Below are 22,974 nucleotides of genomic sequence, written 5' to 3'. Positions count from 1 at the left end.
TCAGCCGGCTTTCCCGGCGGTCTGGCGTGAAAATGGCTTAAAAGCGAAGTGGTTTCAACGGCTTGGATGGATGTTTTCCTGGCAGCACTGACGTTGCAATGGCATCCTTCACTTGCCTCTTCGGAGAGGCGAACGTTTTCGGGCAACCATCTTCGGCGTTACTTTGATGCTCATTCCGACACCGCCTTTAGCATCTTTGCCGTGAGCTTTTGCTTGAGCTTGAAATAGTCCGGCCAGGCATTGTCGCCCTGCGCCCGTTCGGCAGCCGCTTCGAGCGAAAAGATATTGGCGCCCTTGAGCCTTGGCACTTCGTCCCAGGTCACCGGCACGGCCACCGGCGCGCCTTCGCGGGAGCGCACCGACCAGGGCGCGATTGCTGTTGAGCCGCGCTCGTTGCGAAGATAGTCGATGAACAGCCGCCCCTTGCGCTTGGCTTTGCTGAGATTGGCGGTGAACCGGTCGGGCTCGTCACTTTCGAGCTTCTTGGCAAAGTCGCGGCAGAAGGTCTTGGCCTCGGCCCAGTCCATTTCCGGCTTGAGCGGCACGATGACGTGCACGCCTTTGCCGCCCGACACCATGGGCACGCTCTTGAGACCGAGGTCGGCGAGCCGGTCGCGAATGTCAGTTGCGGCACTGATGATGTGCGAGAAGTCGAGCCCTTCATCGGGGTCGATGTCGAAGACCAGCCGGTCTGGCTTATCGACGTCGTCGAAATGGCTGCCCCAGATATGCCATTCGAGCACGTTCATCTGCGTGCCGGCGACGAGGCCGGCCAGGTCCTTGATGAAGAAATAGTTCTGCTTGTCGCCGTCTTTTTCGGTGATGGTCTCAGAATAAATCTGCTCGGGGAAGCTGCCGGTATCGTGCTTCTGGAAGAAGCAATGCTTGGCCCTGCCTTGCGGACACCGCACGAGGCTCAGCGGCCTGTTGGCGATGTGGGGCAGCATGGCTTCGGCGACTTCGGAATAATAGTCGACCAGTTGCGCCTTGGTCGTACCCTGGTCGGGGTATACGACGCGATGCGGCGAGGTCAGCCGTACCCCGAGCCGTTCGGCGACTTCCTCGCCCTCTTCGTCCTTGAGCTCGATGCCCTGGGGTGGCTCGAATTCGTCGAGTGCCTGTGCCTTTTCCATATGCACCTCCTCCGCTGCCTTGTCTCCCCGCAGGGCAATAAAGCTCGGGTGGCGCAGGATGTCTTCGCTGGTCAGCTCGGTATAGGCGATCTCGGCCACGAGCTGCGGCTCCACCCAATGAACGCCGCGGGCGCGATCTCTCGCGGCACAGCTTCGAAAGGGTTGTCCTTGCGCGCCAGCCTGGCCAGTTTCTCATCCATTTGCCCCAAAAGCTCCTGGCTGAACCCCGTGCCGACCCGGCCGCGATAAAGCAGCTTGCCGTTCTCCCAGGTGCCCAGCAGCAGCGAAGCAAAACCCTTGCGCTTGGTCGAAGGCGACCAGCCGCCGATAACGAACTCCTGGCGCTTGAGGCATTTGATCTTGAGCCAGGATTTGGTGCGATCGCCGCGATAAGGCGCCTTGGCGCTCTTGGCGATGACGCCTTCATGACCATCTCGGCAGAGCGCATCGAGCACCTTTTGCCCGTGCCCGGCGACATGCGACGAATATTGGATCGGCGAGCCCTTGGCCAATTTGCCCAACATCTTTTCCAGACGTTCCTTGCGCTCGATCAGCGGTAGCTTGGTGACGTCTTCACCATCTGCCTCCAGCAGGTCGAAGGCGAAGAACTCGAGCCGTCTGCCTTCGGACAGCACCTTCTGCAGCGTTGAAAAGTCGGTGCGGCCCTTGTCATCAAAGGCGCAGATTTCTCCGTCGATCAGCGCCGATCCGATCTTAAGCTTCTGCAACGGCTCGACCAAAGCGGCGAACTTGTCGGTCCAGTCTAGCCCAGAGCGCGTGTAAAGCTGCACGCTGTTGCCAGCCACCGCGGCGAGGCACCGGTAGCCGTCATATTTCATCTCGAAGAGCCAGTCCTCGCCGGACGGCACGGTGTCGACGAGGGTTGCGAGCTGTACCGGGCGGAAGCCGGGCCCCTTGCCCTTCTTTGCGCTGGCGAGAATGCGCGTGGTCTGGTCCGCCTGTTCGGCCTCGTCGGCATCGGAATGCCAGACCGCGTCGGCCTTGACCTTGCTGGTCTTGATCGGCTTGGCGCCCGCAGCGATCTGCTTGAGATCGCGCCCGGTATCCACAGAGCGCGTGAAGCGGGTGGTCAGCGTGTCCTTGTCGCGCGCGTAAGCATCCTTGTGCTTGATCAGCAGCCAATTTTCGCGCGGCGGGCCGGACTTCCTTTTGGTGTCGCGGCCCTTCATGTGGACCAGCACCCACTCGCCATTGAGCCGTTCGCCATAGAGGCGGAATTTGAGGTCCCCCTTTTCAAGACCTTCATGCGGATCGCCCACCGGCTCCCAGGTGCCGCGGTCCCATAGCATCACCGTGCCGCCGCCATATTCCCCTTCGGGGATGGTGCCTTCGAAGCCGCCATATTCGAGCGGATGGTCTTCGACATGGACGGCAAGGCGCTTGTCTCCGGGGAAATTGGAAGGGCCCTTGGCGACTGCCCAGCTCAACAAAACGCCATCGAGCTCGAGGCGGAAGTCATAGTGGAGACGGGTCGCATCGTGCTTTTGCACCACGAACGAGCCCCTGCCCTCCTTGCTCACCGGCTCGGCGCCGGCCGGCTCCTGGGTTTTGGCGAAGTCGCGCTTGGCCTTATACTCCTTGAGGAGATCGGCCCCCGATGCTCGAGCCATGTCTTAGCTCGCTTTCTTTCGCTTGGATGCAGTCGCTTTTGCCGCTGTAGCTGCCGCCGTTTCGACGGGGATGGACACCAGCGACAGGCGAAGCTGGCCTTTCCAGATGGGACGCGAAGCAGGCATGGCCGATCCTCAGGGGTGCCGATTTTGCGACTCAACGCCGGATGTTCGCCCGCGTTCCGAGTCACGTTTCTGAGGTTGCGGAACGCTTAGCGCCGCCAATCATTCTGCGCCCGAGTGAGGCTAATGCCATGAGATTTGCGCACCAGGTGTTTGATCGTATGCGGGCTGACGAAATCGGTCCCGCCCCGACGCTTGCCTTTTCCTCCGACGACGGCCCCGGCTGGCAGCGGGTGAAGCGCGGCAAAGGCGTGAGCTATGTCGATGAAGCCGGCAACAAGCCCGAAGAACATGACCTCGCCCGCATCCGCGCCCTCGCCATTCCCCGGCGTGGTCGGACGTCTGGATCTGCAAGGATCAGTGCGGACATATCCAGGCGACCGGCCGCGACGAAAAGGGCCGCAAGCAATACCGCTACCATGCCGAGTGGACGCAGCTGCGCTCGACCAACAAGTTCGAGACGCTTCCCGCTTTCGCCAAGGTGCTGCCGAGCCTCCGCGCCCAGGTGGAGAGCGACCTGCGCCGACGCAGCCTCTGCTTCGAACGCGTTGTGGCCTCTGTCGTCTGGCTGCTCGATCATAGCCTGATCCGTGTCGGCAACGCCGCCTATGCGCGGCAGAACAAGAGCTTCGGTCTAACGACGCTCAGAACCAAGCATGTCGACATTACCGGCCATAAGCTGCACTTCCAGTTCAAGGGAAAGTCGGGCAAGCAGTGGAACCTCCATCTTGCCGATCGCCGCATCGCCAATACGCTGAAATCGCTGCAGGACATTCCGGGCCAGCACCTTTTCACCTATGAATGCGACACCGGCTACTCGACGATCTCGTCGCGCGACGTCAACGACTACCTCGCTGCCTTTGCCGGCCCTGAATTCACCGCCAAGCATTTTCGCACCTGGGCGGGCACGGTACGCGCCTTCGGGCTTTTCGCCGACACCGAGGTGCCGGAAACGAAATCGGCGCAGAACCGCGCGATGAACGCCATCATCGACCAAGTCGCATCGCGCCTTGGCAACACGCGTGCCGTCTGCCGCTCCGCCTATATTCACCCAGCGCTTGGCGAGACCTGGCTCAAGGGCGAGCTGCACCGATCCGGCCGGTTGAAGCCGATCGAGGGGCTCGACGAGGACGAGGTCGAAACCGCCGCTTTCCTGCGCAAGCTCGAAAAATAGGCAAAAGAAAAAGGCCGGTGTTTCCACCGGCCTTTGTTTGTTCGCGAGACGAAGCTTAGCGCTTCATCGCAGCCCAGAGGCCGGTCACGGTCAGCGTGGCAAAAGCCATCTTGAGCGCATCCCAGACCAGGAACGGCTGCACGGCCTTGGAGAAGGCGGAGGCAACGATATTGGTCTGGTCGACCCATGCAGCCTGGCCGGCCATGGCCACGAGCCAGGCAAAGCCGAAGGCATAGAGTACGGCCGTCGCGACCAGCATGGCGCCAAAGAGGGTCAACGGACGCGCCAGCGCGCCGCGGTCGGCGGCATAGCCGATGATGGCTGCCTGGGCGAGGAAGCCGAAAAGGAAACCGGCAGACGGACCGGCGAGATAGGCAAGACCGCCGCCGACAGCGAAAACCGGCAGCCCCAAGGCGCCTTCGAGCAGGTAGGCCGCAACGGTCGCGACAGCGAGGCGCGAGCCGAAGGCGGCTGCAATGGTGGCGATAGCAAAACTTTGCAGCGTCACGGCAATCGGCCATACCGGCACGCTGATCTTGGCAGCAGCAGTGATCAGCAGCGTGCCCAACAGAACAGTTGCAGCATTGATCGCCAGCTTGGCGACGTCGCCCTTGGGCTGGAACACGCCGAGCAGCGTGTTGGGCGTGGTCAAAGTGACGGCCATTTCATAACCTTCCATGCGAAAGATGCTCCGGCTCCCATCGGCGCCGGTTCGGTTCATCACGTTCATACTTTCTCGTTATCGTCGGCGCAATGGCAAGCACTCTCCAGTTCAACACGAGCTTTGATCCGCAAACCGGAACCCCGGTCCCCGTCGCGCCCGGCCTCGTCCGCATCACCGCCCCTAATGCGTCACCCTATACCTTCACTGGTACCAACAGTTTCCTCCTCGGCCACGAGCGCCTGGCTCTGCTCGATCCGGGGACCTCGGACCCTGCCCACATGTCGGCCATTCTTGCCGCAATCGGCGGACGTGACGTCGCCGCCGTAATCCTCACCCACACCCATCGCGACCACTCGGCATCCGCCGCGGCGTGGAGCAAGGCACTCAAGGCCCCGCTCTGGTTTGGAGGGCAGCACCGCCTCTCGCGGCCATTGCGCCGATTCGAGATCAACCCGATCCGCAAGTCCTGCGACTGGGATCTGGCCCCCGATCGCGTGCTGCACGACGGTGAAACTTTTGAGGCCGGAGACCTGAACCTAACCGCCTACGCGACGCCAGGCCACTGCGCCAACCACCTCGCCTTCGGCCTCATCGGGAGCGACCTGCTCCTGACCGGTGATCATATAATGGGCTGGAACTCGACGCTGGTTTCGGTGCCGGACGGCTCGATGGCCGATTACCTTGCCTCCCTGGACAAGGTCATCGCCCTCCCCTACCGCCGCTACGTGCCCGCCCATGGCGGCGAGATCGAAGACGGGGTCGAGTTTGCAACCGCGCTCAAGGCGCACCGGGAGATGCGCAACCGGCAAGTGTTGGAAGCCGTCAGCGGCGGCGCCCGAACCATTGGCGCCGTTGTAATGGCGATCTACCCGACGCAACCACCAAAGGTGCGGATTGCGGCCCGGATGACCATCGCGGCGCACGTGGAATATCTGGAGGAGCGGGGGAGATTAAGGTTCGCCGCGGACTGTTGGGCACGCATCTATATGCAGTTTGACCACCGACTTTCCCTCCCCTTGAGGGGGAGGGTAGCGCCGCTAGGCCGTCAGGCCGTAGCAAAGCTGGGTGGGGTGGAGCCAAGAACACAGTCTTGAGCGCGTAACCCCACCCCACCCTCATTCCCTCCCCCTCAAGGGGAGGGAGGCGATAAACATCAGCCTTACTTGGTTGAAAGGCTCAATTCCGCTGAAACCCCACGCCGCCCTCGCGTCCCGTCTGCCCGCGGTGGCGCAGCATGTGATCCGCCAGAACCAGCGCCATCATTGCCTCACCGACCGGGACTGCCCTTATGCCCACGCAGGGGTCATGCCGTCCCTTGGTGATGATGTCGGTATCCATGTTGGCGCTGGTGACAGTCTGCCGCGGCGTCAGGATCGAGCTCGTGGGCTTCACCGCAAAGCGGCAAACGATCGGGTCGCCATTGGACACCCCGCCCAGAATGCCACCGGCATGGTTGGAGAGGAAATATGGCCGCTCCGTTCCCGCACGCATCTGGTCGGCATTTTCGACCCCGGTGAGGCTCGCCGCTTCAAAACCCGTGCCGATCTCGACGCCCTTGACTGCATTGATGCTCATCATCGCCGAAGCCAAATCGGCGCTGAGCTTGCCATAGATCGGCGCGCCCCAGCCTGCGGGCACGCCTTCCGCCGCCACCTCGATCACCGCGCCGACCGAATTGCCGTCCTTGCGCAGACCATCGAGATAGTCCGCCCAAAACTCGGCCGCCTTGGGATCGGCGCAGAACATTGGGTTCTGGTCGACTTGGTCCCAGTCGAAATTGTTGTAGTCGATCTTGTGCGGCCCCATCTGCACGAGGCTGGCTCGGATGGTGACGCCGGCCAGCACCTGCCGCGCCACAGCCCCCGCCGCCACACGTGCCGCCGTTTCGCGTGCCGAGGTGCGGCCACCACCGCGATAATCGCGAATGCCGTATTTCTGGTCATAGGTGTAGTCGGCATGGCCGGGGCGATATTTGTCTCGGATATCGCCATAATCCTTGGAGCGCTGATCGGTGTTCTCGATCATCAGCGAAATCGGTGTTCCCGTCGTGCGCGGCCCGTCGGTGCGCTCGTCCTCAAAGACGCCGGAGAGGATCTTGACCTCGTCGGCCTCGCGGCGTTGCGTCGTATACTTGCTCTGCCCCGGCTTGCGACGATCGAGGTCGCGCTGGATCATTTCAGGCGTCAGCGTCAGTCCCGGCGGGCAGCCATCGACGACGACACCCAGCGCCGGCCCATGACTTTCGCCCCAGGTGGTGAAGCGGAAAAGATGCCCGAACGTATTGAAAGACATGGCGCGGCCCCGGTTATGCGGCGGTTTTAGGGGCGCGCCAATCGGGGTCAATGTTCCGTCACATTGATGTTTGGCATTGAGCGCAACCGGAGCAGGCAAACGTCATTAGCCGCAGCAGGAGGACAGCCATGACCGTTCAAATCGCCCTGCCGGACAGCGCTCTGGCTTCAAGCCACGAAGGTGGCGGAGCAGCGCACGAAGTCACCCCTGACCTTGCCTACTTGCGCACCATGCTCGTCAACGTCGTTTTTCTGGGTGTGCGCAATGCCGGCCCTGGTGCCTGGATCCTGATCGATGCCGGCATCATCGGCTCAGCCGGCGCCATTCGCAGCGCTGCGGAAGCGCGCTTCGGCAAGCATGCACCACCCGCCGCCATCTTCATGACGCATGGCCACTTCGATCACGTCGGTGCCTTGGAAGAACTCAGCGATTATTGGGACGTGCCGATCTACGCGCATCCCCTCGAAGCGCCGTATCTTACCGGCAAGGCCTCATACCCGCCGCCGGACACCAAGGCCGATGGCGGCATCATGCCAAAACTTGCGCCATTGTTTCCGCGCACGCCGATCGACGTTTCGGCCCGCCTTCGCGAATTGCCACTGGACCACAGCCTGCCTTACGTCTCGGATTGGAAGTGGCTGCACACGCCCGGGCACACGCCGGGCCATGTGTCCTTCTGGAACGAGCGCACGCTCTGCATGATCGTGGGCGATGCCTTCATCACCACCGGCCAGGAATCGGCCTATGAGGTGGCGCGGCAGACGCTCGAAATGCACGGTCCCCCGCGCTACTTCACCCCGAACTGGCAGGCTGCAGCCCTGTCGGTGCGCATGCTCGCCGCCCTGCAGCCGGACCTCGTGATCACCGGCCACGGTCGCCCCGCGGCTGGGCCGCAGATGCGGACCGCCCTCGAGCAGTTGGCAACCGAGTTCGAGACGATAGCTCCGCCGCAGCATCTGCAAGCTACCGAGTAGACCTCATCCGGAGCCCATGAGGTTCCTAGAGTAGCTCGTCCCAGGTATTGGTCGCCGAGTGCAGCGTCATGCGGCCGCGGGTGAAATGCGCGATCACGCCTTGCGGCGGCGGCCAGTTGAGCACGTCACCGCGCGGCGCGCCTTCCACCAGGTGCCGCAAGACGCGCAACACGCCGCCATGCGCGACCACCACGGAGTGAAGGGTGAGGACGCGCGCAAAGTCGATCAGGCGCTCCGACACATCCTCGTAGTTCTCGCCGCCATCCGGGCGAAAACCCCAATAGCTTTCGTCGCGCTGGCCCGGTGCCAGAGCTTGCGCATGCACTTCGGAATGAAGCTTGCCTTCGAGGGCGCCGAACGAAATCTCGATCAGCCGCTTGTCATGAATCACCGGCGGCAGCTCCACATCGAAGGCGGCCCGCATGCGATCCATGGTTTCGCTGGCGCGGCTCAGCGGCGACGCAAACCAGTTCAGCGAGCGCGGATCGACGCCATCGCGCTCCAGCAGTTCGCGCAGCAGCACGCCATTGGCGTCGGCCTGCAGCTGCCCGGTGCGGTTGAGCGGAATGTCGCGGCTGCCCTGGTAGCGCTGTTCGCGGTTCCAGTCGGTCTCGCCGTGCCGGGCGAAATAAAAGTCCGGCCACTCGATGGCAGTCATATGCTCTAAACCTTATTCGGACGCGTCGCCGGTATTGTCGAGCAGCTTCATGCCCACGACGTTGAAGCCGGCGTCGACATAGTGGATTTCGCCGGTCACCCCGCCCGCCAGGGGCGAGAGCAGGTACGTCGCGGCGCCGCCGACATCGTCGATATCGACATTCTTGCGCATGGCCGAATTGGCTTCCTGCCAGTGCAGCATGTCGCGCAGGCCGGAAATGCCCGATGCGGCCAGCGTCTTGATGGCGCCAGCGGAAATGGCGTTGACGCGGATGCCCTTCTTGCCGAGGTCGACGGCGAGATAGCGCACCGACGCTTCGAGCGCGGCCTTGGCAACGCCCATGACGTTGTAGTTCGGCACGTATTTGACGGCGCCATAATAGGTCAGCGTCAAGAGCGCCCCGCCTTCGTTCATCAGCGGCTCGGCGCGCTTGGCGACGGCGGTGAAGGAATAAACGGAGATATCCATGGTCAGCGCGAAGTTGTCGCGGCTGGTGTCGAGGTAGCGGCCTTCGAGCTCGTCCTTGTTGGAGAAGCCGATGGCGTGGACCACGAAATCGAGCGAGCCCCACTTGTCCTTGATCTGGCGGAAGGTTTCATCCATCGCCGCTTCGTCGGATACGTCGCATTCGACCAGGAAGTCGGAGCCGACTTCGGCCGCCAGCGGCTCGACGCGGCGCTTCAGCGCTTCGCCCTGATAGGAGAAGGCCAGCTCGGCGCCCTGCTCGCGCAATTGCTTGGCAATGCCCCAGGCGATCGAACGATTGTTGGCGAGGCCCATGATCAGCCCGCGCTTGCCTTGCATCAATCCAGTGGCCATTCTTCTTATCCGTTGCTGGAGTCGTTGCGCCGCTTGTGGCATATGGCGGGCCTGTCGGGCAAGTTCGCCGCCCCGTAAGAGGCAGCCAAACTCTGGTTTTCCCATGACCCTTTCCGCCGCCGAGATCGTCACCCAGCTTTCGAGCCTCGTCGGCGCCAATGCCGTCATCGGCGAGCCAGGCCGCATGACCACCTATCTCAGCGAACCGCGCAAGCGCTTCACCACGGGCGCCGCCGCCATCGTCACCCCTGGCTCGGTAGCCGAGGTGCAGGCCGTGCTGCGCTGGGCCAATGCCAACGATGTCGGCATCATCCCGCAGGGCGGCAATACCGGTCTCGTCGGCGGCCAGGTGCCCCGCCGCGGCGACGAAGTAATCCTCAGCCTCGCCCGCCTCGATAAGATCCGAGGCATCGACACCGCATCGGGAACGATGACCGTCGAATCGGGCGTCATCCTTTCCAAGGCCCACGACGCGGCCGAAGCCGAGGGCGTGATTTTGCCGCTCTGGCTCGCCTCGCAGGGCTCGGCCCGCATCGGCGGCGTCCTGTCCACCAATGCTGGCGGCGTCAACGTCCTTGCCTATGGCAATGCCCGCGACCTCACCATGGGCATCGAGGCCGTGCTTGCTGACGGGCGGCTCTATCAGGGTCTCAACTCGCTCAAGAAAGACAATACCGGCTACGACCTCAAGAACTTGCTGGTCGGCGCCGAGGGCACGCTCGGGATCATCACCGCCGCGACGCTCAAGGTCTTCCCCAAGCCCGAGGACTACGAAACCGCTATCGTCAGCCTGCGCGATCTCGATTGCGCCCTCGGCTTCTTCGACCTCCTGCGCTCCCGCGCCCGTCGCCGCCTCAGCGCCTATGAAATCGTGCCCCAGCTCGGCCTAGACCTCCAGCTCAAGCACGGCATGCTCGATCGCGACCCCACCCCCGGCCCCTCCCCTGGTATGCGCTGGTGGAAGTCTCTCGCCTCTCCAAAGGCGCCTCCGACACCCTTATTCGCGCCGTTGAAGCAGCCTTCGGCGAAGGCCTAATCGACAACGCCGTATTCGCCGAGTCGCTGGCCGATCGCACCCGCATGTGGGCCTTCCGCGAACAGATGAGCGAAGTGCAGTCGCGTGAAGGCGCCTCGATCAAGCACGACGTTTCCGTGCCGATCCACGCCGTGCCACAGCTCATCACCGAAGGCATTGCCGCGGCTGAACGCGTCGCCCCCGGTATCCGCGCCGTGCCCTTCGGGCATCTCGGCGACGGCAACATTCACTTCAACTTCAGCCAGCCGGTCGGACCTGATCCAAAAACCTTCATGGCCGAGTACGACGAGAAGGTGCACGAGGCCATCTACGAGATCGTCCTGCGCCTCGGTGGTTCCGTCTCCGCCGAACACGGCATCGGCCAGCTCAAGGTCGACCTCCTGCGCCAGGTCAAGGACCCGATCGCACTCGAAATGATGCGCGCCATCAAGACCGCCCTCGACCCCAAGGGCATCCTCAATCCAGGCAAGATGCTGGGCTGATCACCAGGTGATGACGGTGTCGCTGTAGCGCGACAGTGCTGCGTCATGGGTGACAAGGCTCATCGGTTCAGACAGCGCCTGAGCCAGGATCAAGCGGTCAAACGGATCACCGTGATATATCGCCACTGCGCCGACTGAGACTGCGTGGGCGGCTGTCACATCCAAAATAGCAAAGCCCGCCAACTGAAACTGCATCAGTGCCGTCTCGGCATTGAACGGGAACGCATTGTTGCGGCCCAGACCTGCCTTGATGGAAATCTCCCACAGACTTACTGCCGAAACAAACGTACTTCCCTGAGCACGTTCAATCTTTCTACGTATCTGTTGCGGCAGCCGACTGGGTAACGCAACGCTCCACACTGCAACATGAGTATCAAGCAGAAGCCGCATCATCACCCTGCTGGCCAGCATCCTTTTCTTCAAGCGCACGAAGAACCTCTTCATCCCGTGCTATGCTTGCCTCCAACATCGCGATATTTTCCGCATGCCGAACCTCGGGATCGGTCCACATAGAGATGTCGTACTTTCCCTCAGCCAGCCCTAGGCGGATCTTCTTTTTCGCCGCAATCGGCACCAGACGCGCCGCAGGCTTCCCGTTGCGGGCGATGATGATCTCTTCCTCGGCGCCGCTTTCGACCGCTTCCACAAGCTTTGAAAGCTGCGTCTTGGCCTGCAGCATGTTGACCGTGCTCATCGAAGGCTCCTTAGCTAAGCTTGGCTAACATAGGCCTTGAACCGTTCAAGGGCAAGAAGGTCACCCCCGTGTGCCTTCTTGATCGTCCCGCCCGAGCGACCCATCTACCGCCCATGTTGCTTAAAGATATTCAGTTCTTCGACGACGCCACCCGTCCGCCGATCCCCGCCCTGCCCGGTATTACCGAAAGGCAAAAGCTGCCTGGCCAGCATCTCAAGATGATCCACGATCATCTGCGCGACAACATGGTGACCCTTGGCCGCCTGATCGAACGCGCCGCCGAGGGCAAGGCCAGCGCCGAAGAGGTCAAGGCCGAGACTGCCGACCTCGTCATGGTCACCAATTATCGCCGCTTTGGCACGCTCTGCGGGCAATATTGCCAGTTCGTCCACGGCCATCACTCGATCGAAGACCAGGCCCTGTTCCCCTCCATCCGCGCGCAAAGTCCGGCCTTCAAGGCCATTGCCGACCGTCTCGAAGCCGAGCACGTGGTCGTGCACCAGCTGCTGGAAAGCCTGATCGACGCTCTTATCGCGCTCGCCGACGCGCCATCGCGCGAAAAATTCGACGATGCGGTGGAAGTCTATCGCGCCCTCGAACGCGTCCTTCTCAGTCACCTCGGCTATGAAGAAGAAGCGATCGGCGACGCGCTCGGATACTTTGACATCGGAGTCTAGGTCTAAAGTTGATGGGTTATCCTCGGCAACCGGCGCAATACTTGCTCGTTGGCTCCCCCAGGCAGAAGCCCATGAGAAGAGGAGTCTCACATGAACAAGAACCTGCTTAAATCGGTGGCCGTTTTCGGCCTTGCGCTCGCCAGCCCGGCTTTTGCGCAGCAAGATTACACCTTCCGCGAAGTGCCTGTGCCGGAGGATCAGGTCGCCAAGATCCAGGCCCAGTGCGATGTGCTCTACAATGAGCAAAACGCTGCCGGTGCATCGACCGATGCCGGCGCGACGACATCAAGCGACAGCAGCACGAGTGGCTCGACGGGCAGCGATGCGGCTGCGACCACGTCCACCTCCACCGATGCTGCCGGGGTCACCACCGGCATGGCCAGCGACGCTAATGCTGCAACATCGACCGCCACCACCACGGCCACCGACGCCGCTGGCGCCACGGCTGGGTCGGATACCAGCACCGATGTCGGCGCCAATGCCGGCGGCGGCGTGGGATCGAGCCCGGTCGGCAACATCGATTTCTCGACGCTTAACGTCTCGACCATCACGCTTGAGGACTGCAACCTTGGCGGTTTCACCTCCGCCGGTGCTGATGATGCTGCCGGCAATGGCGCGGCGGCCGCTGGCGGCTCGACCAGCACAGACTCGACGAGCACCGATGCCGGCGCATCGACCTCGACGACCACGACCACGTCGAACTAAAGGTGTCGACCCCCGCCTCGGCGGGGGTCACCCTTTCGCTAGAAGAGATCGAGCTGCCCGCCGCCTGCGGCTTTTTTCATTTTTGGTGGCGCTGGCACGAACTCTTCCAGGATCACGGGCGCGAGCAGATCAGGATCGTCGTCCCGTGCCGAGTTCACCCGCATCGAGACCGGATGAAACTGCAGCACGCCGTCTTCGAGCGGCAATGCCAGCTGCGCGGCTTCCTGGCGCGTACATCCCGTACGTTGAGCCAGGCATCCTGGGCTTCCTCGTCCAGCAAGATTGCCGGCATGCGATCGTGGATCACCGAGAGCTGCGGATTGGCCGCGACGGTGATGGTGGCAAGGCTATCCACCTCTTCCCCGTTCGGTCCCGACCAGGTGGCATAAAGGCCGGCCAGCGCCATCGGCTTTCCGTCGGCACGCGTAATGTAATAGGGCTGCTTTCGCTTGTCCGGCCCAGTATGCCATTCGTAATAGCCGCTGGCAGGAACGATGCAGCGACCGTGCTTGAGAGCATCGCGAAAAGCGGGCTTGCTCTCCATGCCCTCGGCGCGCGCATTGACCAGAAGCGGGAACTCGCGCGGATCCTTGACCCAGCCGGGCACCAGGCCCCAGCGCGCAAAATGCGGCTCGCGCCGGCCCTCGGCCTCCCAAATGCCGACCACAGGTTGCGTCGGCGCGATGTTGAAGCGCGGCACGACATCGATGCTCTTTAAGAGCTTGAACAGCTCGACCATCATTTCGGGCGGCAATGTCGAGGCGTAGCGGCCACACATGGCATGTCTCCTTCACCCTTGGACAGGTAATGTCTTAGGACACGAATCGCAAACCGGCTGCCATGACCGACCTCCCCAATGCTGCCAGCGTCGGTCTTGTCCGCGAAGGCAAGATCCTCCTGATCAAGCGCGCCTACGCGCCCTACCAGAACCTTTGGACCTTTCCCGGCGGCCGGCTCGAGCCAGGCGAGACCATCGAGCAATGCGCCGCCCGCGAATTGCAGGAAGAGCTCTCCATTGCCATTCGCAATCCAAAGCTGGTCATGCAACAGGCGCTAGGCCGCGAGGGCGAGTATCGCCTCGCCATATTCGTCACCAGCGACTTTTCGGGCGTCCTGCGCCAGTCCGATGAAATCTCGGCTCATATGTGGGCCGATCCGAGCATGGTTCATGCCCTGCGCACCACGTCGCGCCTCGATGACGTGATCAGAGAATGCTTCAAGGTTCTGGGCCAAAGCTGGTAGAGAGCGGATCATGAGTTCCAACGTCGACCCTCCCGCCTTGCGCAGCCCCTACCCCACCTCGCCCGTAAGGCGGGGGAGGAGTTCGGCCCGAGCACGCCACACATCTAGCAACATACTCGATGCGGCTCCTCCCTCGCCTTACGGGGAGGTCGGGTGGGGGCTTTTCGGTCAACCTTCAAGCGCCTCCTCACTGCTCTAGTTTTAGCCATCTCCCTCACGGCCCCCGCCCTCGCCATCGACCCGCCCTACCAGCGGCAGATGGAGCGGCTCGCCGAGATCATGGGCAGCCTTTACTACCTGCAGCCGCTCTGCGAAGCGGGCGTCGAGGACTGGCGCGAACAAATGGGCGAACTCATCGCCCTCGACGAGCCCGACGACGACCGCCGCCAGCGGCTCGCCGGTGCCTTCAACGGCGGCTATACGGCCTTTTCCCGTTTCCACAAACAGTGCACGCCCGCCTCGCGCGAGGCGCTGACCCGCCTCCTCACCGAAGCGCAAAAGCTCGCCCGCGAGATCCACACCCGCTTCGCAGAATAGCCGCAATTGCTGATGCGGCATTAACCTTCGGGTTACTTCTCGCGCGCGGCGGCCGTTATCCCATGATATGCCCTTCCCATGAGCACGACCAAATCCCTCTTCTCGCCAGCCTCCGGGCAAGGACCGTTTGATCTTGGCCAAGCCGAGCGCCAGCTGGCCCTCGAGTACCTGGCCGAAGCCTGGAACGAAGCCGAAGAAGACGGCGTCGAAACCGCAGCGCTCGCCCACGCCTCGCTTTTTGCCGCCCTTGCCACCTTCGTGCGCCAGCACGGCGACGAAGCCACCGCCGACCTCGTCGCTCAACTCCCCGACCGCATCCGCAGCGGGGAATACAATCTCGACCGGATTCTGCAGTAGATCGAGCAGGCCCCTCACCCGGCCTTCGGCCGACCTCTCCCCCAGAGGGAGAGGTGTCGCTTTGCGACTCTGAACCCTCTTCACCTCTCCTTAGGGGAGAGGTCGCCGCGTAGCGGCGGGTGAGGGGGCCTTCCCTTACCCCGCCAGCGCCTCCAAAAACCGCATCGGCTGCCCCTGGCTGGGGGTCACCAACTCCCCTGCCACATCACCGTCTTGCCACGCACCACCGTGCCAACTGGCCAGCCGGTAACCGTCACCCCATCATAGGGCGTCCAGCCGGCGCGGCTGCGGATCCAGTCATTGGTGATGGTCTCGCGGCGTTTTAGATCCACTACCGTCAAATCGGCATCATACCCCACCGCAATCCGCCCCTTGCCGGCAATGCCGAACAGCCGGTTCGGACCCGCACTGGTCATATCCACGAACCGCTGCAGCGACAGCCGCCCGGCATTGACGTGATCCAGCATGGTCGGCACCAGCGTCTGCACGCCCGTCATGCCCGAATGGCTTTGCGGATAGGGATGGTCTTTTTCCTCGCGCGTGTGCGGGGCGTGGTCGGAGCCCAAAATGTCGGCAACGCCATTGGCGACGCCCCTCCAGATGCCTTCGCGATGCGCCTTATCGCGCACAGGCGGGTTCATCTGGGCATAAGTGCCGAGCCGCGTATAAGCCGTCTCGTCCAGCGTCAGATGGTGCGGCGTCACCTCGACGCTCGCCACGTCCTTGTGGTCGGCGAGGTAGACCATCTCTTCCTTGGTCGAGATATGGAGCACGTGGATGCGCTTGCCGGTCTTGCGCGCCAGGTTGACCAGCCGCGTCGTGCAGCTCATCGCCACTTCCGGCGAGCGCCAGACCGGGTGGCTGGACGGGTCGCCCGGCACACGCAGATGCTTGAGCTCTTCGAGCATATACTCGTCTTCGGAGTGGAAGGCGGCGCGGCGGGAGATCGCGCGCAGGATCGCTTCCACCCCGGCATCGTCCTGCACCAGGAGCGAGCCCGTGGACGAGCCCATGAAGACCTTCACGCCGGCACAGCCGGGCAGTTTTTCGAGCGTGGCCAGTTCGCCGACATTTTCATGAGTGCCGCCGATGTAGAAGGCGAAGTCGCAATGCATGCGGTTGGTGCCTGCCGCGATCTTGGCCTCGAAGGTCTCGCGCGTCGTGGTCAGCGGATTGGTGTTGGGCATTTCGAAGACGCCCGTCACCCCGCCCATCACCGCGCCGAGCGACCCCGACTCGAGGTCTTCCTTGTGCGTCAGGCCTGGCTCTCGAAAATGCACCTGAGTGTCGATGACGCCGGGCAGGATATGCAGCCCCTTGCAGTCCACCACCTCGGCGGCCGAGCCCTCGATCGTGCCCAACGCCGCGATCTTGCCGTCACGCACAGCGATGTCCGCCAGCCCCTCGCCGTCCTGGTTGACCACGGTGGCGTTCTTGAAAAATGGTATCGTACTGCGCCATGTCTCGTGATCCTGTTGCGTGATGTGTCGGGTTTGTAGAGCGCCCTACACGACAAAAGCAACAAGGCAACGAGGCAAGCCATGACCACCTACCTTCGCGCCGACCGCGCCGTGTTTCCGCTTCTCGGGCGAGGACGCGCACCGCCTCATCAACGATGTCGTCACCGGCCAGATCCCGACCGAAGCCGGCACCGCCGCCTGGTGGGCGCTGCTGTCACCTCAGGGCAAGATTCTTGCCGAAGGCCTCGCGAGTTTTGCCGACGGCGGGCTTTGGCTCGACGTCCACCAATCCGTTGCCGACGACTTCTTTAAGCGCATGCGCATGTACAAGCTACGCGCCAAAGTCGAGATCGAAGACCTCCGCGCCACACATCGCGTCGGCTTCTCCACTGATGCCGGCGACCGCGACCGGGATCTTGGCTTCCGCGTCATCGCCCCGGTCGAGCAAACAGCCGATTGGGTCGCCGACGACACCCAATATCACCGGGCCCGCATCGCCTCCGGCATCCTGCACCAGGGCAATGACTTCCCTGCCAACGACACTTTCGCCCACGATATCGGCATGGACATCCTGGGCGGCATCGACTTCGCCAAGGGCTGCTATGTCGGCCAGGAAGTCGTCTCCCGCATGAAGCATCGCGGCACCGCTCGGCGCCGCCCGGTGATCGTTTACGACATCGACGCTCCAACCGGCTCTGCTATTGCGGCGAACGGGCGAGAGGCCGGCACGGTGGGCCAGGTCGTCGATGGTGGCGCCGTCGCGATCATCCGCCTCGACCGCATCAGCGATCCAAAGGCCGTCACAGTGGACGGCAAACCCGTCGAAATCGCCCTCCCTGCCTGGGCCACCTACCAATTCGGCGATACTGCCGCAGAAGAGTAGCTCCTCGTTCCAGAATCGACGTCATTTGCTAATGTCGGCGCTCACAGCGATCTGGCACTTCTGGCTCACATGACACGTCAAAGCTCCCGTGCCTGGCAGCGCATGCTGTCGGGCCGCCGCCTCGATATTCTGAACCCCTCGCCGGTCGATGTGGAGCTTTCCGACATCGCCCACGGCCTTGCCCGCGTCGCCCGCTGGAATGGCCAGACCTCCGGCGACTATCCCTTTTCCGTCGCGCAGCACTCCGTCCTCGTGCTCGAACTTTTCCGCGCCGCCAATCCCGAAGCCGGCCCTGCGGCGCAGCTTCAGTGTCTCCTCCACGACGCCCCCGAATATGTCGTCGGCGACATGATCTCGCCCTTCAAGGCAGTGATCGGCGGCAGCTACAAGGAGGTCGAAAAAGGTTTGCTGGCGGCCATTTACCTCCGCTTCTCGCTGCCCGCCACCATGCCCGGCGCCATCGGCAAGCTGGTCAAGAAAGCCGATCAGGAAGCCGCGTTCTTCGAGGCCACCAATCTTGCCGGTTTCGAACCGCCCGAAGCGCGCCGGCTCTTCGGCACGCCGGCCCAGGAAGCCTTCGAAGTCGACAATTTCGAGCGGCTGATCCGCCCCTGGCCGACGCATCAGGCGCATGACCAATTTATTGCGGCTTTCGAAGCCATTAGCGCCCTCATCCCCGCTCGCTGACCCCGTGCAAATTAACCTTTTGTTCACTTAGGCGTCGCCGCTCCCAAACTTGATGGTTACTGATCCGTTAAGGCCGCGTGCCGATGTGGAACAGTTTGGGGACTAAGCGATGAGCCTGCCGACCCGCCAAGTTTTGTTGGGAATTGCCTTGGGTGCCGTCTGCGCCACCGCAATCAATGCGATCGGACCCGGCTACGTGCTGGAGGCTGTCGCCGACGAAATGCCGGCCGGATTTGACACCAGCAAACTGGTCAAGTTCGATGATCGCTACTACGAGGTCAATTACGACGCCTCGGTGTCGACCGACCCGATCTCCACCGCCACGGTCAAGAAGATCGAGGCGGGCCGGGTTTCCTACGTCCAGATCGCGTCAACTGCGACGGGTACGTACTCGACCGACGCAATGACCTCGCCGCATGTGCAGTATCCTGGCATTTCCGTAGAGCCGGTGACCAAGAAGAACTTCTTCTTCTCGTCCTGGTCGCGCGGCAAGTGGACGTCGTTCGGATCCTATAACGGCCATTCCTTTATCCGGATCAGCCGCTGGCGCTAACCGAAGAGCCAGCCGGTCTTGAACTTATAGAAGACGTGCAGGCCAATCTGGGTAAGCTTGGTCATGCGCGGCGCCCAGGCGGGGCGAACATAGGTGGCGTGGTAATGCGTCGCTTCACCCACTTCGGTGAGATAAAGCTCGCCGCTCGTCACCTTCTGGGCAATTTCCTCGGCCTGCGCCCAAGGCTGCTTTTCGGTCACGGCGTCGGAAATGCCGTCACAGGCGAAGGAGAACTGGCAGGCATTGCGCTTGTGCTGGTTCTGGAAGACCACGCCGCAGATGGTGTTGGGATAGCGGTGATCCTTGACGCGGTTGAGCACGACCTGCGCCACAGCGACCTGACCGCGATAGCTTTCGCCGCGGGCTTCGAAGTAAATCGCCGTCGCCAGGCACCACATTTCCTTGTCCGACAGGTTCGCCATCGGCTCGCCCTGCAGTTCGAACACGGTCGCCGGAGCCGAGGCGCGGGCATAGGCCAGCTGTTCGGGCATCGACTGTGGCATGGTCACGTCTGAGGTAATGCTACCGGTCGTGGGGGCGATGCCGGCGATTGCGTCGAGCGCCGCGGCAGCACCGGGATGAAGCGATGCCACCGACATGCGGGGGCCGTCTTCCTCGATCTTGCCATCGGCGGCGGCAAAGCCCGACTGGCCGAAGGCTGCCGGGTCGGCAGGGCCGCGAAGGGCGGCAAGCTTGGTGCGGATTTCGGAGAAGCTGCGCGAGATCGCGAGCGGATCGGCCTCGGGCCGAACGCGATCGGTTTTTTCGGCCCGGTTGGGACCGGTAAAGCTGGCGCTGGCGAAGAGGTGGTCGACGGAGCCGGTGATGACGGGATCGGCGCCGGCAGAAAAATTGATGCTGGCTTTAGCAACAACCGGCTTGTCGGTCAGCATGGCAACGGCGGCATTGTCCGAGCCGGGACCGAAGGCGCCGCTAGCGAGGCCGAGATAGGCGAGGGAGACTGCAACACTCGCCGTCAGGGTTCTGACGGCCAGAAGTCTCCAGCTAACCGCTCTGACCGGGCGCGACGGCACCGGCCGGTGGGAAAGGGCCATAAGTTCTACTCAACGCTACGCTACACAACACAAGCCTGGCAAAAGTGTCACAATTGCCGACGAGGTTGATCATCTGCGATTAGGGTTAGCGCGAGGTAAATGTCTTTGCAGGCGGCGAAAGGGCGCTGATGTGGCAGCGATGCGGCAAACGAAATTGTCGCAGCCCGCACATGGAACTATTGGGCACAAGCCTCAACCACCGGCGCCACGACCTGGTCGAAGTCGGCTACGTTGAACCGGACATTGAGCGAGCGTGTAGACGCTGGCGTCACCCGAACCGTCAGATTGGTCGCGCCTTCCAGGGCATTGAGGAAGGCCACGGCATCGTTGTTGTTGTTGAGAAGGATCGCCGTATTGGCGGCATTGACCGGAAGCGTGCTCGAGCGGGCGCGCTGCAGGTCATACTGCAAGGTAAGACCGGTATCGTTGCCCTGGATCGACATCGTGTTGCCGGCAAAGCCGAAGGCCACCTGTAAACCACTGGCTTCACAGGAAACGGTAATCGTCGCGGGTGCCCGCCCACTCGGCCGGGCCGGGATCAACTGCTCGGATTCAAGCGTCACAGCGGCGCCCGTCGCAGCAGCCTCGGTGTTGCGAAAGAGACCGTCGTAGCAGGCCAGGCGCTCCGTATCCTCTTCGAGAACGGCGCATTGCGCGCCACCCGTCTGTGCAAAGACGGGCATGGGAAACGACATCAGCAGCGGCAATGCCAGAACGGTCAGAACTCTCTTCACAGGCGACTTGCCCCTTTCCTCCATGCCAGCCGTTTCCCGGCCGTGTTTTCTATATAGGTGCAGTCGATCGAAAATTTTAGCCCGACGACTGAGCCAGTGTCAGCCGCGCCACTGGAACACGATAGGGTGAACAGCTGACATAATCGACGCCCAATCCCGAAAAGTACTGCAGCGAAGCCGGATCGCCGGCGTGTTCGCCGCAGATACCGATTTTTAGCTTCGGGTTGGCGGCCCTGCCCCGCTGGATGGCGATCTGGATCAACTCGCCGACCCCTTTTACGTCCAGCGAAACGAACGGATCACGCTCGTAAACGCCCTTGCGCTGGTAGGCGGCCAGGAAGGCTGGCGCATCGTCGCGCGAAATCCCGAAGGTCGTTTGCGTGAGATCGTTGGTGCCAAAGGAAATGAAATCGACCATGTGGGCGATGTCGCCGGTGCGGAGGCACGCCCGCGGCAGCTCGATCATGGTGCCAAAGGAAAAACGCACCCGCTCCGATCGGCTGAGCCCGGCATTTTCCACGATGGCCATGGCGCGTTCCCGCACCCAGGAGACTTCGGTCGCGGTCGAAACGAACGGCACCATCATTTCGACGATGACGGGCTCGTTCTGCGTTTCGCTCGCCGCCCGCGCGCCCGCCAGCATGGCCTGCATCTGCATTTGCAGGATTTCGGGATAGGTGATGGCGAGGCGAACACCGCGATGCCCGAGCATCGGGTTGATCTCGGCAATGCGCTCCAGCCGCAACCGCAGCGCGCGCACCGCGACGCCCAGAGACGCGGCGGTTTCCTCGATTTCTTCGTCGGTGCGCGGCAAAAATTCATGCAGCGGCGGATCGAAGAGGCGCACCGTCACCGGCAGACCCTTCATCGCCGAAAACAGCGCCGAATAGTCGCCGGTCTGGTAGTCGACGAGCCCAGCCAAAGCGCGGGAGCGCGCATCCTCGTCTTCCGAGAGGATCATGCGGCGCAGCGCCACCATTCGTTCGGTAGAAAAGAACATGTGCTCGGATCGCGCGAGACCAATGCCCTCAGCGCCAAAGCTCAGCGCCGTCCTGGCCGATTCCACCGTCTCCACATTGGTCCGCACCGAAATGGAGCGGCTGGCATCGGACCAACCCAGAAGCTTGCCGATCGAGCCGCCGATCTGCGGCTGGGTCAGCGGCAGCGAACCGAGATAGACGGAACCATCGGTGCCATCGATAGTCAGCCCTTTCGCCGGCGCGGAACTCACGATCGCCGATGCGGCACACCATTTCGACGGCATCGACCGACAAGGTGCGCACACCGGCGACGCAGGGCTTACCGGTAATGCGGGCGATGACGCCGGCATGGCTCGACATGCCGCCGCGGGCGGTCAGGATGCCGGTTGCGGCACGCATGCCCTCGATATCGGCCGGGCCGGTCTCATTGACCACCAGAATGCAATGCTGCCCCCGCGCACGCAGCCGCGCCGCATCTTCGGGGTTGAAAACGATGATGCCCGTCGCGGCACCCGGCGACACGCCGAGCCCCACCGCGATCGGCGCCACGCCCTCCGGCGACTTCAACCGCGGATGGAGCATCAGGGCCAGGCGATTGGCGTCGACGCGGCTGACGGCGCTTTGCGGCGTCCACACCTTGCGATCGACCCGGTCCACCGCAGCATTGAGCTCTGCGCCCGGGGTCGCCTGCACGGGACGCGCCGAGATAAAGCGCAACGTGCCTTTCTCTACCGAAACCAGGCAGGCCATGTGCCGCCCCGCCTTGGCGTCGAGGAGGGCGATCAGCGCATTGACGCTTTCGGGCATGCGCGGCAGCGGGCTGCCATCGAGTGGCGCGGGTCCCAGCGCGCCCGTTGTCGCATTGCGCGTCAGAAACTGCTCATCGTCACCGCCTGCCATGACCTGGACCAGGACGATCTGGCGGCTGCGATCTTCTTCGCGCCCGGTCCAGGTTCGGTCCGAAAAGCCATAGCTTTCGAATGCCTGCTTGATCGCGCGCGCAAGAGGCCGGCTCGGGTCCACCGCGTCTTCCGGCAGATCGGGTGCGGGAATGCCGATACGCGCCGGCATCAACCCACCATTGTGGGCAGAGGCCGAGGTGCGCACAACGAGCTTTGGCGGCACGCCATCCTTGTCGACCAGCTTGAACAGGCAGGCGACCCAATGGGTCCGCAGCCTCTTGTCCTTGCGGCCGCGCTCAGCCTGCAGCTCGTCCCAGGCAGCACGAGTAATGGCGATGGTCGGGACCGTGGGGAAACCTGCATCGGCGACACGGAAAATCCAGCGCGCCTTGCCCGTCAGAAGCTTGAGCTGACTGGCGCTGAGGTTCGCTTTCGCCATTGCCGGGGCAATCGCAAACATTTCCTGCGCCAAACTCACTGTGCGGCTTCCCTGTCCATCGACCTGCTCATATTGCCCATGCC

General features: G+C 62.8%; 25 protein-coding genes and 3 pseudogenes. 13 read left to right on the top strand and 15 right to left on the bottom strand.

Translation table 11 applies throughout. From position 1 onward, the window contains the following. Nucleotides 1–170: 170 nt before the first annotated feature. Both ligD and G5575_RS07365 read right to left on the bottom strand, forming a co-directional pair. Nucleotides 171–2,764, bottom strand: a pseudogene (gene ligD / locus G5575_RS07370) (DNA ligase D). Nucleotides 2,765–2,976: 212 nt separating this feature from the next. Beyond that, nucleotides 2,977–3,180 carry a hypothetical protein gene (locus G5575_RS07365; RefSeq protein ID WP_164533678.1) on the bottom strand — a complete coding sequence of 68 codons (204 nt, stop codon included), beginning with the start codon at nucleotides 3,178–3,180 and terminating at the stop codon, nucleotides 2,977–2,979. Between the two features lie 188 nt (nucleotides 3,181–3,368). Here G5575_RS07365 and G5575_RS07360 point away from each other — a divergent pair, with 188 nt between their 5' ends. Continuing rightward, a complete protein-coding gene (locus tag G5575_RS07360; RefSeq protein WP_328765888.1) occupies nucleotides 3,369–4,061 on the top strand; it encodes a DNA topoisomerase IB in 693 nt (230 codons plus the stop codon). A 55-nt stretch (nucleotides 4,062–4,116) separates the two neighbouring features. Here the strand turns inward: G5575_RS07360 and G5575_RS07355 are convergent, their stop codons facing one another. Beyond that, entirely contained in the window at nucleotides 4,117–4,725 is a 609-nt protein-coding gene (locus tag G5575_RS07355) for a biotin transporter BioY (protein ID WP_164533677.1), read from the bottom strand. A gap of 89 nt (nucleotides 4,726–4,814) precedes the next feature. Between G5575_RS07355 and G5575_RS07350 the strand changes: the two genes are divergently transcribed. Next, complete coding sequence (locus G5575_RS07350) at nucleotides 4,815–5,819, top strand: MBL fold metallo-hydrolase (protein WP_164533676.1); 1,005 nt, start codon at nucleotides 4,815–4,817, stop codon at nucleotides 5,817–5,819. A gap of 82 nt (nucleotides 5,820–5,901) precedes the next feature. On the opposite strand, the gene aroC is transcribed toward G5575_RS07350, so the two are convergent. Further along, entirely contained in the window at nucleotides 5,902–7,017 is a 1,116-nt protein-coding gene (gene aroC, locus G5575_RS07345; protein ID WP_164533675.1) for a chorismate synthase, read from the bottom strand. A 128-nt stretch (nucleotides 7,018–7,145) separates the two neighbouring features. Between aroC and G5575_RS07340 the strand changes: the two genes are divergently transcribed. Continuing rightward, nucleotides 7,146–7,991 carry an MBL fold metallo-hydrolase gene (locus tag G5575_RS07340; protein ID WP_164533674.1) on the top strand — a complete coding sequence of 282 codons (846 nt, stop codon included), beginning with the start codon at nucleotides 7,146–7,148 and terminating at the stop codon, nucleotides 7,989–7,991. 25 nt (nucleotides 7,992–8,016) lie between these two features. On the opposite strand, the gene G5575_RS07335 is transcribed toward G5575_RS07340, so the two are convergent. Continuing rightward, nucleotides 8,017–8,649, bottom strand: a complete 633-nt coding sequence (locus tag G5575_RS07335; RefSeq protein WP_164533673.1) for a histidine phosphatase family protein — start codon at nucleotides 8,647–8,649, stop codon at nucleotides 8,017–8,019. A 12-nt stretch (nucleotides 8,650–8,661) separates the two neighbouring features. Beyond that, nucleotides 8,662–9,468, bottom strand: coding sequence for an enoyl-ACP reductase FabI (locus G5575_RS07330; RefSeq protein WP_164533672.1), 807 nt, complete (start codon nucleotides 9,466–9,468; stop codon nucleotides 8,662–8,664). A 103-nt stretch (nucleotides 9,469–9,571) separates the two neighbouring features. Here G5575_RS07330 and G5575_RS07325 point away from each other — a divergent pair, with 103 nt between their 5' ends. Together G5575_RS07325 and G5575_RS21610 are read left to right on the top strand one after the other, a co-directional pair. Further along, complete coding sequence (locus G5575_RS07325; RefSeq protein ID WP_328765887.1) at nucleotides 9,572–10,504, top strand: FAD-binding oxidoreductase; 933 nt, start codon at nucleotides 9,572–9,574, stop codon at nucleotides 10,502–10,504. Beyond that, the gene (locus G5575_RS21610; protein ID WP_328765886.1) at nucleotides 10,426–10,986 is read left to right on the top strand and encodes an FAD-binding oxidoreductase; all 561 of its coding nucleotides are present in this window, start codon (nucleotides 10,426–10,428) and stop codon (nucleotides 10,984–10,986) included. The genes G5575_RS07325 and G5575_RS21610 overlap by 79 nt, the downstream gene beginning before the upstream one ends. On the opposite strand, the gene G5575_RS07320 is transcribed toward G5575_RS21610, so the two are convergent. Then, nucleotides 10,987–11,376, bottom strand: a complete 390-nt coding sequence (locus G5575_RS07320) for a type II toxin-antitoxin system VapC family toxin (protein ID WP_164533671.1) — start codon at nucleotides 11,374–11,376, stop codon at nucleotides 10,987–10,989. It abuts the gene before it with no gap. Continuing rightward, on the bottom strand, nucleotides 11,360–11,680 hold the full coding sequence (locus G5575_RS07315; protein WP_164533670.1) for a type II toxin-antitoxin system Phd/YefM family antitoxin: 321 nt from the start codon (nucleotides 11,678–11,680) through the stop codon (nucleotides 11,360–11,362). Before G5575_RS07315 ends, G5575_RS07320 begins: the two co-directional genes overlap by 17 nt. A gap of 113 nt (nucleotides 11,681–11,793) precedes the next feature. Here G5575_RS07315 and G5575_RS07310 point away from each other — a divergent pair, with 113 nt between their 5' ends. Together G5575_RS07310 and G5575_RS07305 are read left to right on the top strand one after the other, a co-directional pair. Beyond that, nucleotides 11,794–12,357: a hemerythrin domain-containing protein gene (locus G5575_RS07310; protein WP_164533669.1), complete on the top strand. Its 564-nt coding sequence runs from the start codon at nucleotides 11,794–11,796 to the stop codon at nucleotides 12,355–12,357. Between the two features lie 90 nt (nucleotides 12,358–12,447). Continuing rightward, nucleotides 12,448–13,062, top strand: a complete 615-nt coding sequence (locus G5575_RS07305; RefSeq protein ID WP_164533668.1) for a hypothetical protein — start codon at nucleotides 12,448–12,450, stop codon at nucleotides 13,060–13,062. 38 nt (nucleotides 13,063–13,100) lie between these two features. Here the strand turns inward: G5575_RS07305 and G5575_RS20195 are convergent, their stop codons facing one another. Both G5575_RS20195 and G5575_RS07300 read right to left on the bottom strand, forming a co-directional pair. Further along, nucleotides 13,101–13,250, bottom strand: coding sequence for a hypothetical protein (locus G5575_RS20195; protein WP_207633014.1), 150 nt, complete (start codon nucleotides 13,248–13,250; stop codon nucleotides 13,101–13,103). Continuing rightward, entirely contained in the window at nucleotides 13,217–13,840 is a 624-nt protein-coding gene (locus G5575_RS07300) for an SOS response-associated peptidase (RefSeq protein ID WP_207633013.1), read from the bottom strand. Before G5575_RS07300 ends, G5575_RS20195 begins: the two co-directional genes overlap by 34 nt. Nucleotides 13,841–13,902: 62 nt before the next feature. Between G5575_RS07300 and G5575_RS07295 the strand changes: the two genes are divergently transcribed. The 3 genes from G5575_RS07295 (at nucleotide 13,903) to G5575_RS07285 (ending at nucleotide 15,198) form a co-directional block, all read left to right on the top strand. Continuing rightward, the gene (locus G5575_RS07295; protein WP_164533667.1) at nucleotides 13,903–14,304 is read left to right on the top strand and encodes an NUDIX domain-containing protein; all 402 of its coding nucleotides are present in this window, start codon (nucleotides 13,903–13,905) and stop codon (nucleotides 14,302–14,304) included. 153 nt (nucleotides 14,305–14,457) lie between these two features. Then, nucleotides 14,458–14,841 carry a TIGR02301 family protein gene (locus tag G5575_RS07290; RefSeq protein ID WP_164533666.1) on the top strand — a complete coding sequence of 128 codons (384 nt, stop codon included), beginning with the start codon at nucleotides 14,458–14,460 and terminating at the stop codon, nucleotides 14,839–14,841. A 78-nt stretch (nucleotides 14,842–14,919) separates the two neighbouring features. Further along, a complete protein-coding gene (locus G5575_RS07285; protein ID WP_164533665.1) occupies nucleotides 14,920–15,198 on the top strand; it encodes a hypothetical protein in 279 nt (92 codons plus the stop codon). A 135-nt stretch (nucleotides 15,199–15,333) separates the two neighbouring features. On the opposite strand, the pseudogene G5575_RS07280 reads toward G5575_RS07285, so the two are convergent. Further along, nucleotides 15,334–16,646: pseudogene (locus G5575_RS07280) on the bottom strand (dihydroorotase). A 334-nt stretch (nucleotides 16,647–16,980) separates the two neighbouring features. Between G5575_RS07280 and ygfZ the strand changes: the two are divergent. The 3 genes from ygfZ (at nucleotide 16,981) to G5575_RS07265 (ending at nucleotide 18,781) form a co-directional block, all read left to right on the top strand. Next, a complete protein-coding gene (gene ygfZ, locus G5575_RS07275; protein ID WP_164533664.1) occupies nucleotides 16,981–17,541 on the top strand; it encodes a CAF17-like 4Fe-4S cluster assembly/insertion protein YgfZ in 561 nt (186 codons plus the stop codon). A gap of 69 nt (nucleotides 17,542–17,610) precedes the next feature. Then, nucleotides 17,611–18,228 (top strand): HD domain-containing protein, encoded by a 618-nt coding sequence (locus G5575_RS07270; protein ID WP_164533663.1) that lies wholly within the window; start codon nucleotides 17,611–17,613, stop codon nucleotides 18,226–18,228. A 109-nt stretch (nucleotides 18,229–18,337) separates the two neighbouring features. Further along, nucleotides 18,338–18,781 carry a hypothetical protein gene (locus tag G5575_RS07265; protein WP_164533662.1) on the top strand — a complete coding sequence of 148 codons (444 nt, stop codon included), beginning with the start codon at nucleotides 18,338–18,340 and terminating at the stop codon, nucleotides 18,779–18,781. Here the strand turns inward: G5575_RS07265 and G5575_RS20190 are convergent. From G5575_RS20190 to G5575_RS07245, 4 genes and pseudogenes are all read right to left on the bottom strand, one after another. Then, nucleotides 18,778–19,206: pseudogene (locus G5575_RS20190) on the bottom strand (cell wall hydrolase); the annotation flags it as partial. The gene G5575_RS07265 and the pseudogene G5575_RS20190 overlap by 4 nt on opposite strands. Nucleotides 19,207–20,012: 806 nt before the next feature. Further along, nucleotides 20,013–20,570, bottom strand: coding sequence for a hypothetical protein (locus G5575_RS07255; protein WP_164533660.1), 558 nt, complete (start codon nucleotides 20,568–20,570; stop codon nucleotides 20,013–20,015). 76 nt (nucleotides 20,571–20,646) lie between these two features. Beyond that, complete coding sequence (locus G5575_RS07250; protein ID WP_328765885.1) at nucleotides 20,647–21,636, bottom strand: putative PEP-binding protein; 990 nt, start codon at nucleotides 21,634–21,636, stop codon at nucleotides 20,647–20,649. Beyond that, a complete protein-coding gene (locus G5575_RS07245) occupies nucleotides 21,599–22,930 on the bottom strand; it encodes a PEP-utilizing enzyme (RefSeq protein WP_164533658.1) in 1,332 nt (443 codons plus the stop codon). The genes G5575_RS07250 and G5575_RS07245 overlap by 38 nt, the downstream gene beginning before the upstream one ends. Nucleotides 22,931–22,974 lie beyond the last annotated feature (44 nt).

It is taken from the genome of Devosia aurantiaca (assembly GCF_011058215.1).
GTDB lineage: Bacteria > Pseudomonadota > Alphaproteobacteria > Rhizobiales > Devosiaceae > Devosia > Devosia aurantiaca.
The sequence above is the reverse complement of the archived record's forward strand: the minus strand, read 5'-3'. Positions and strand labels throughout refer to the sequence as shown.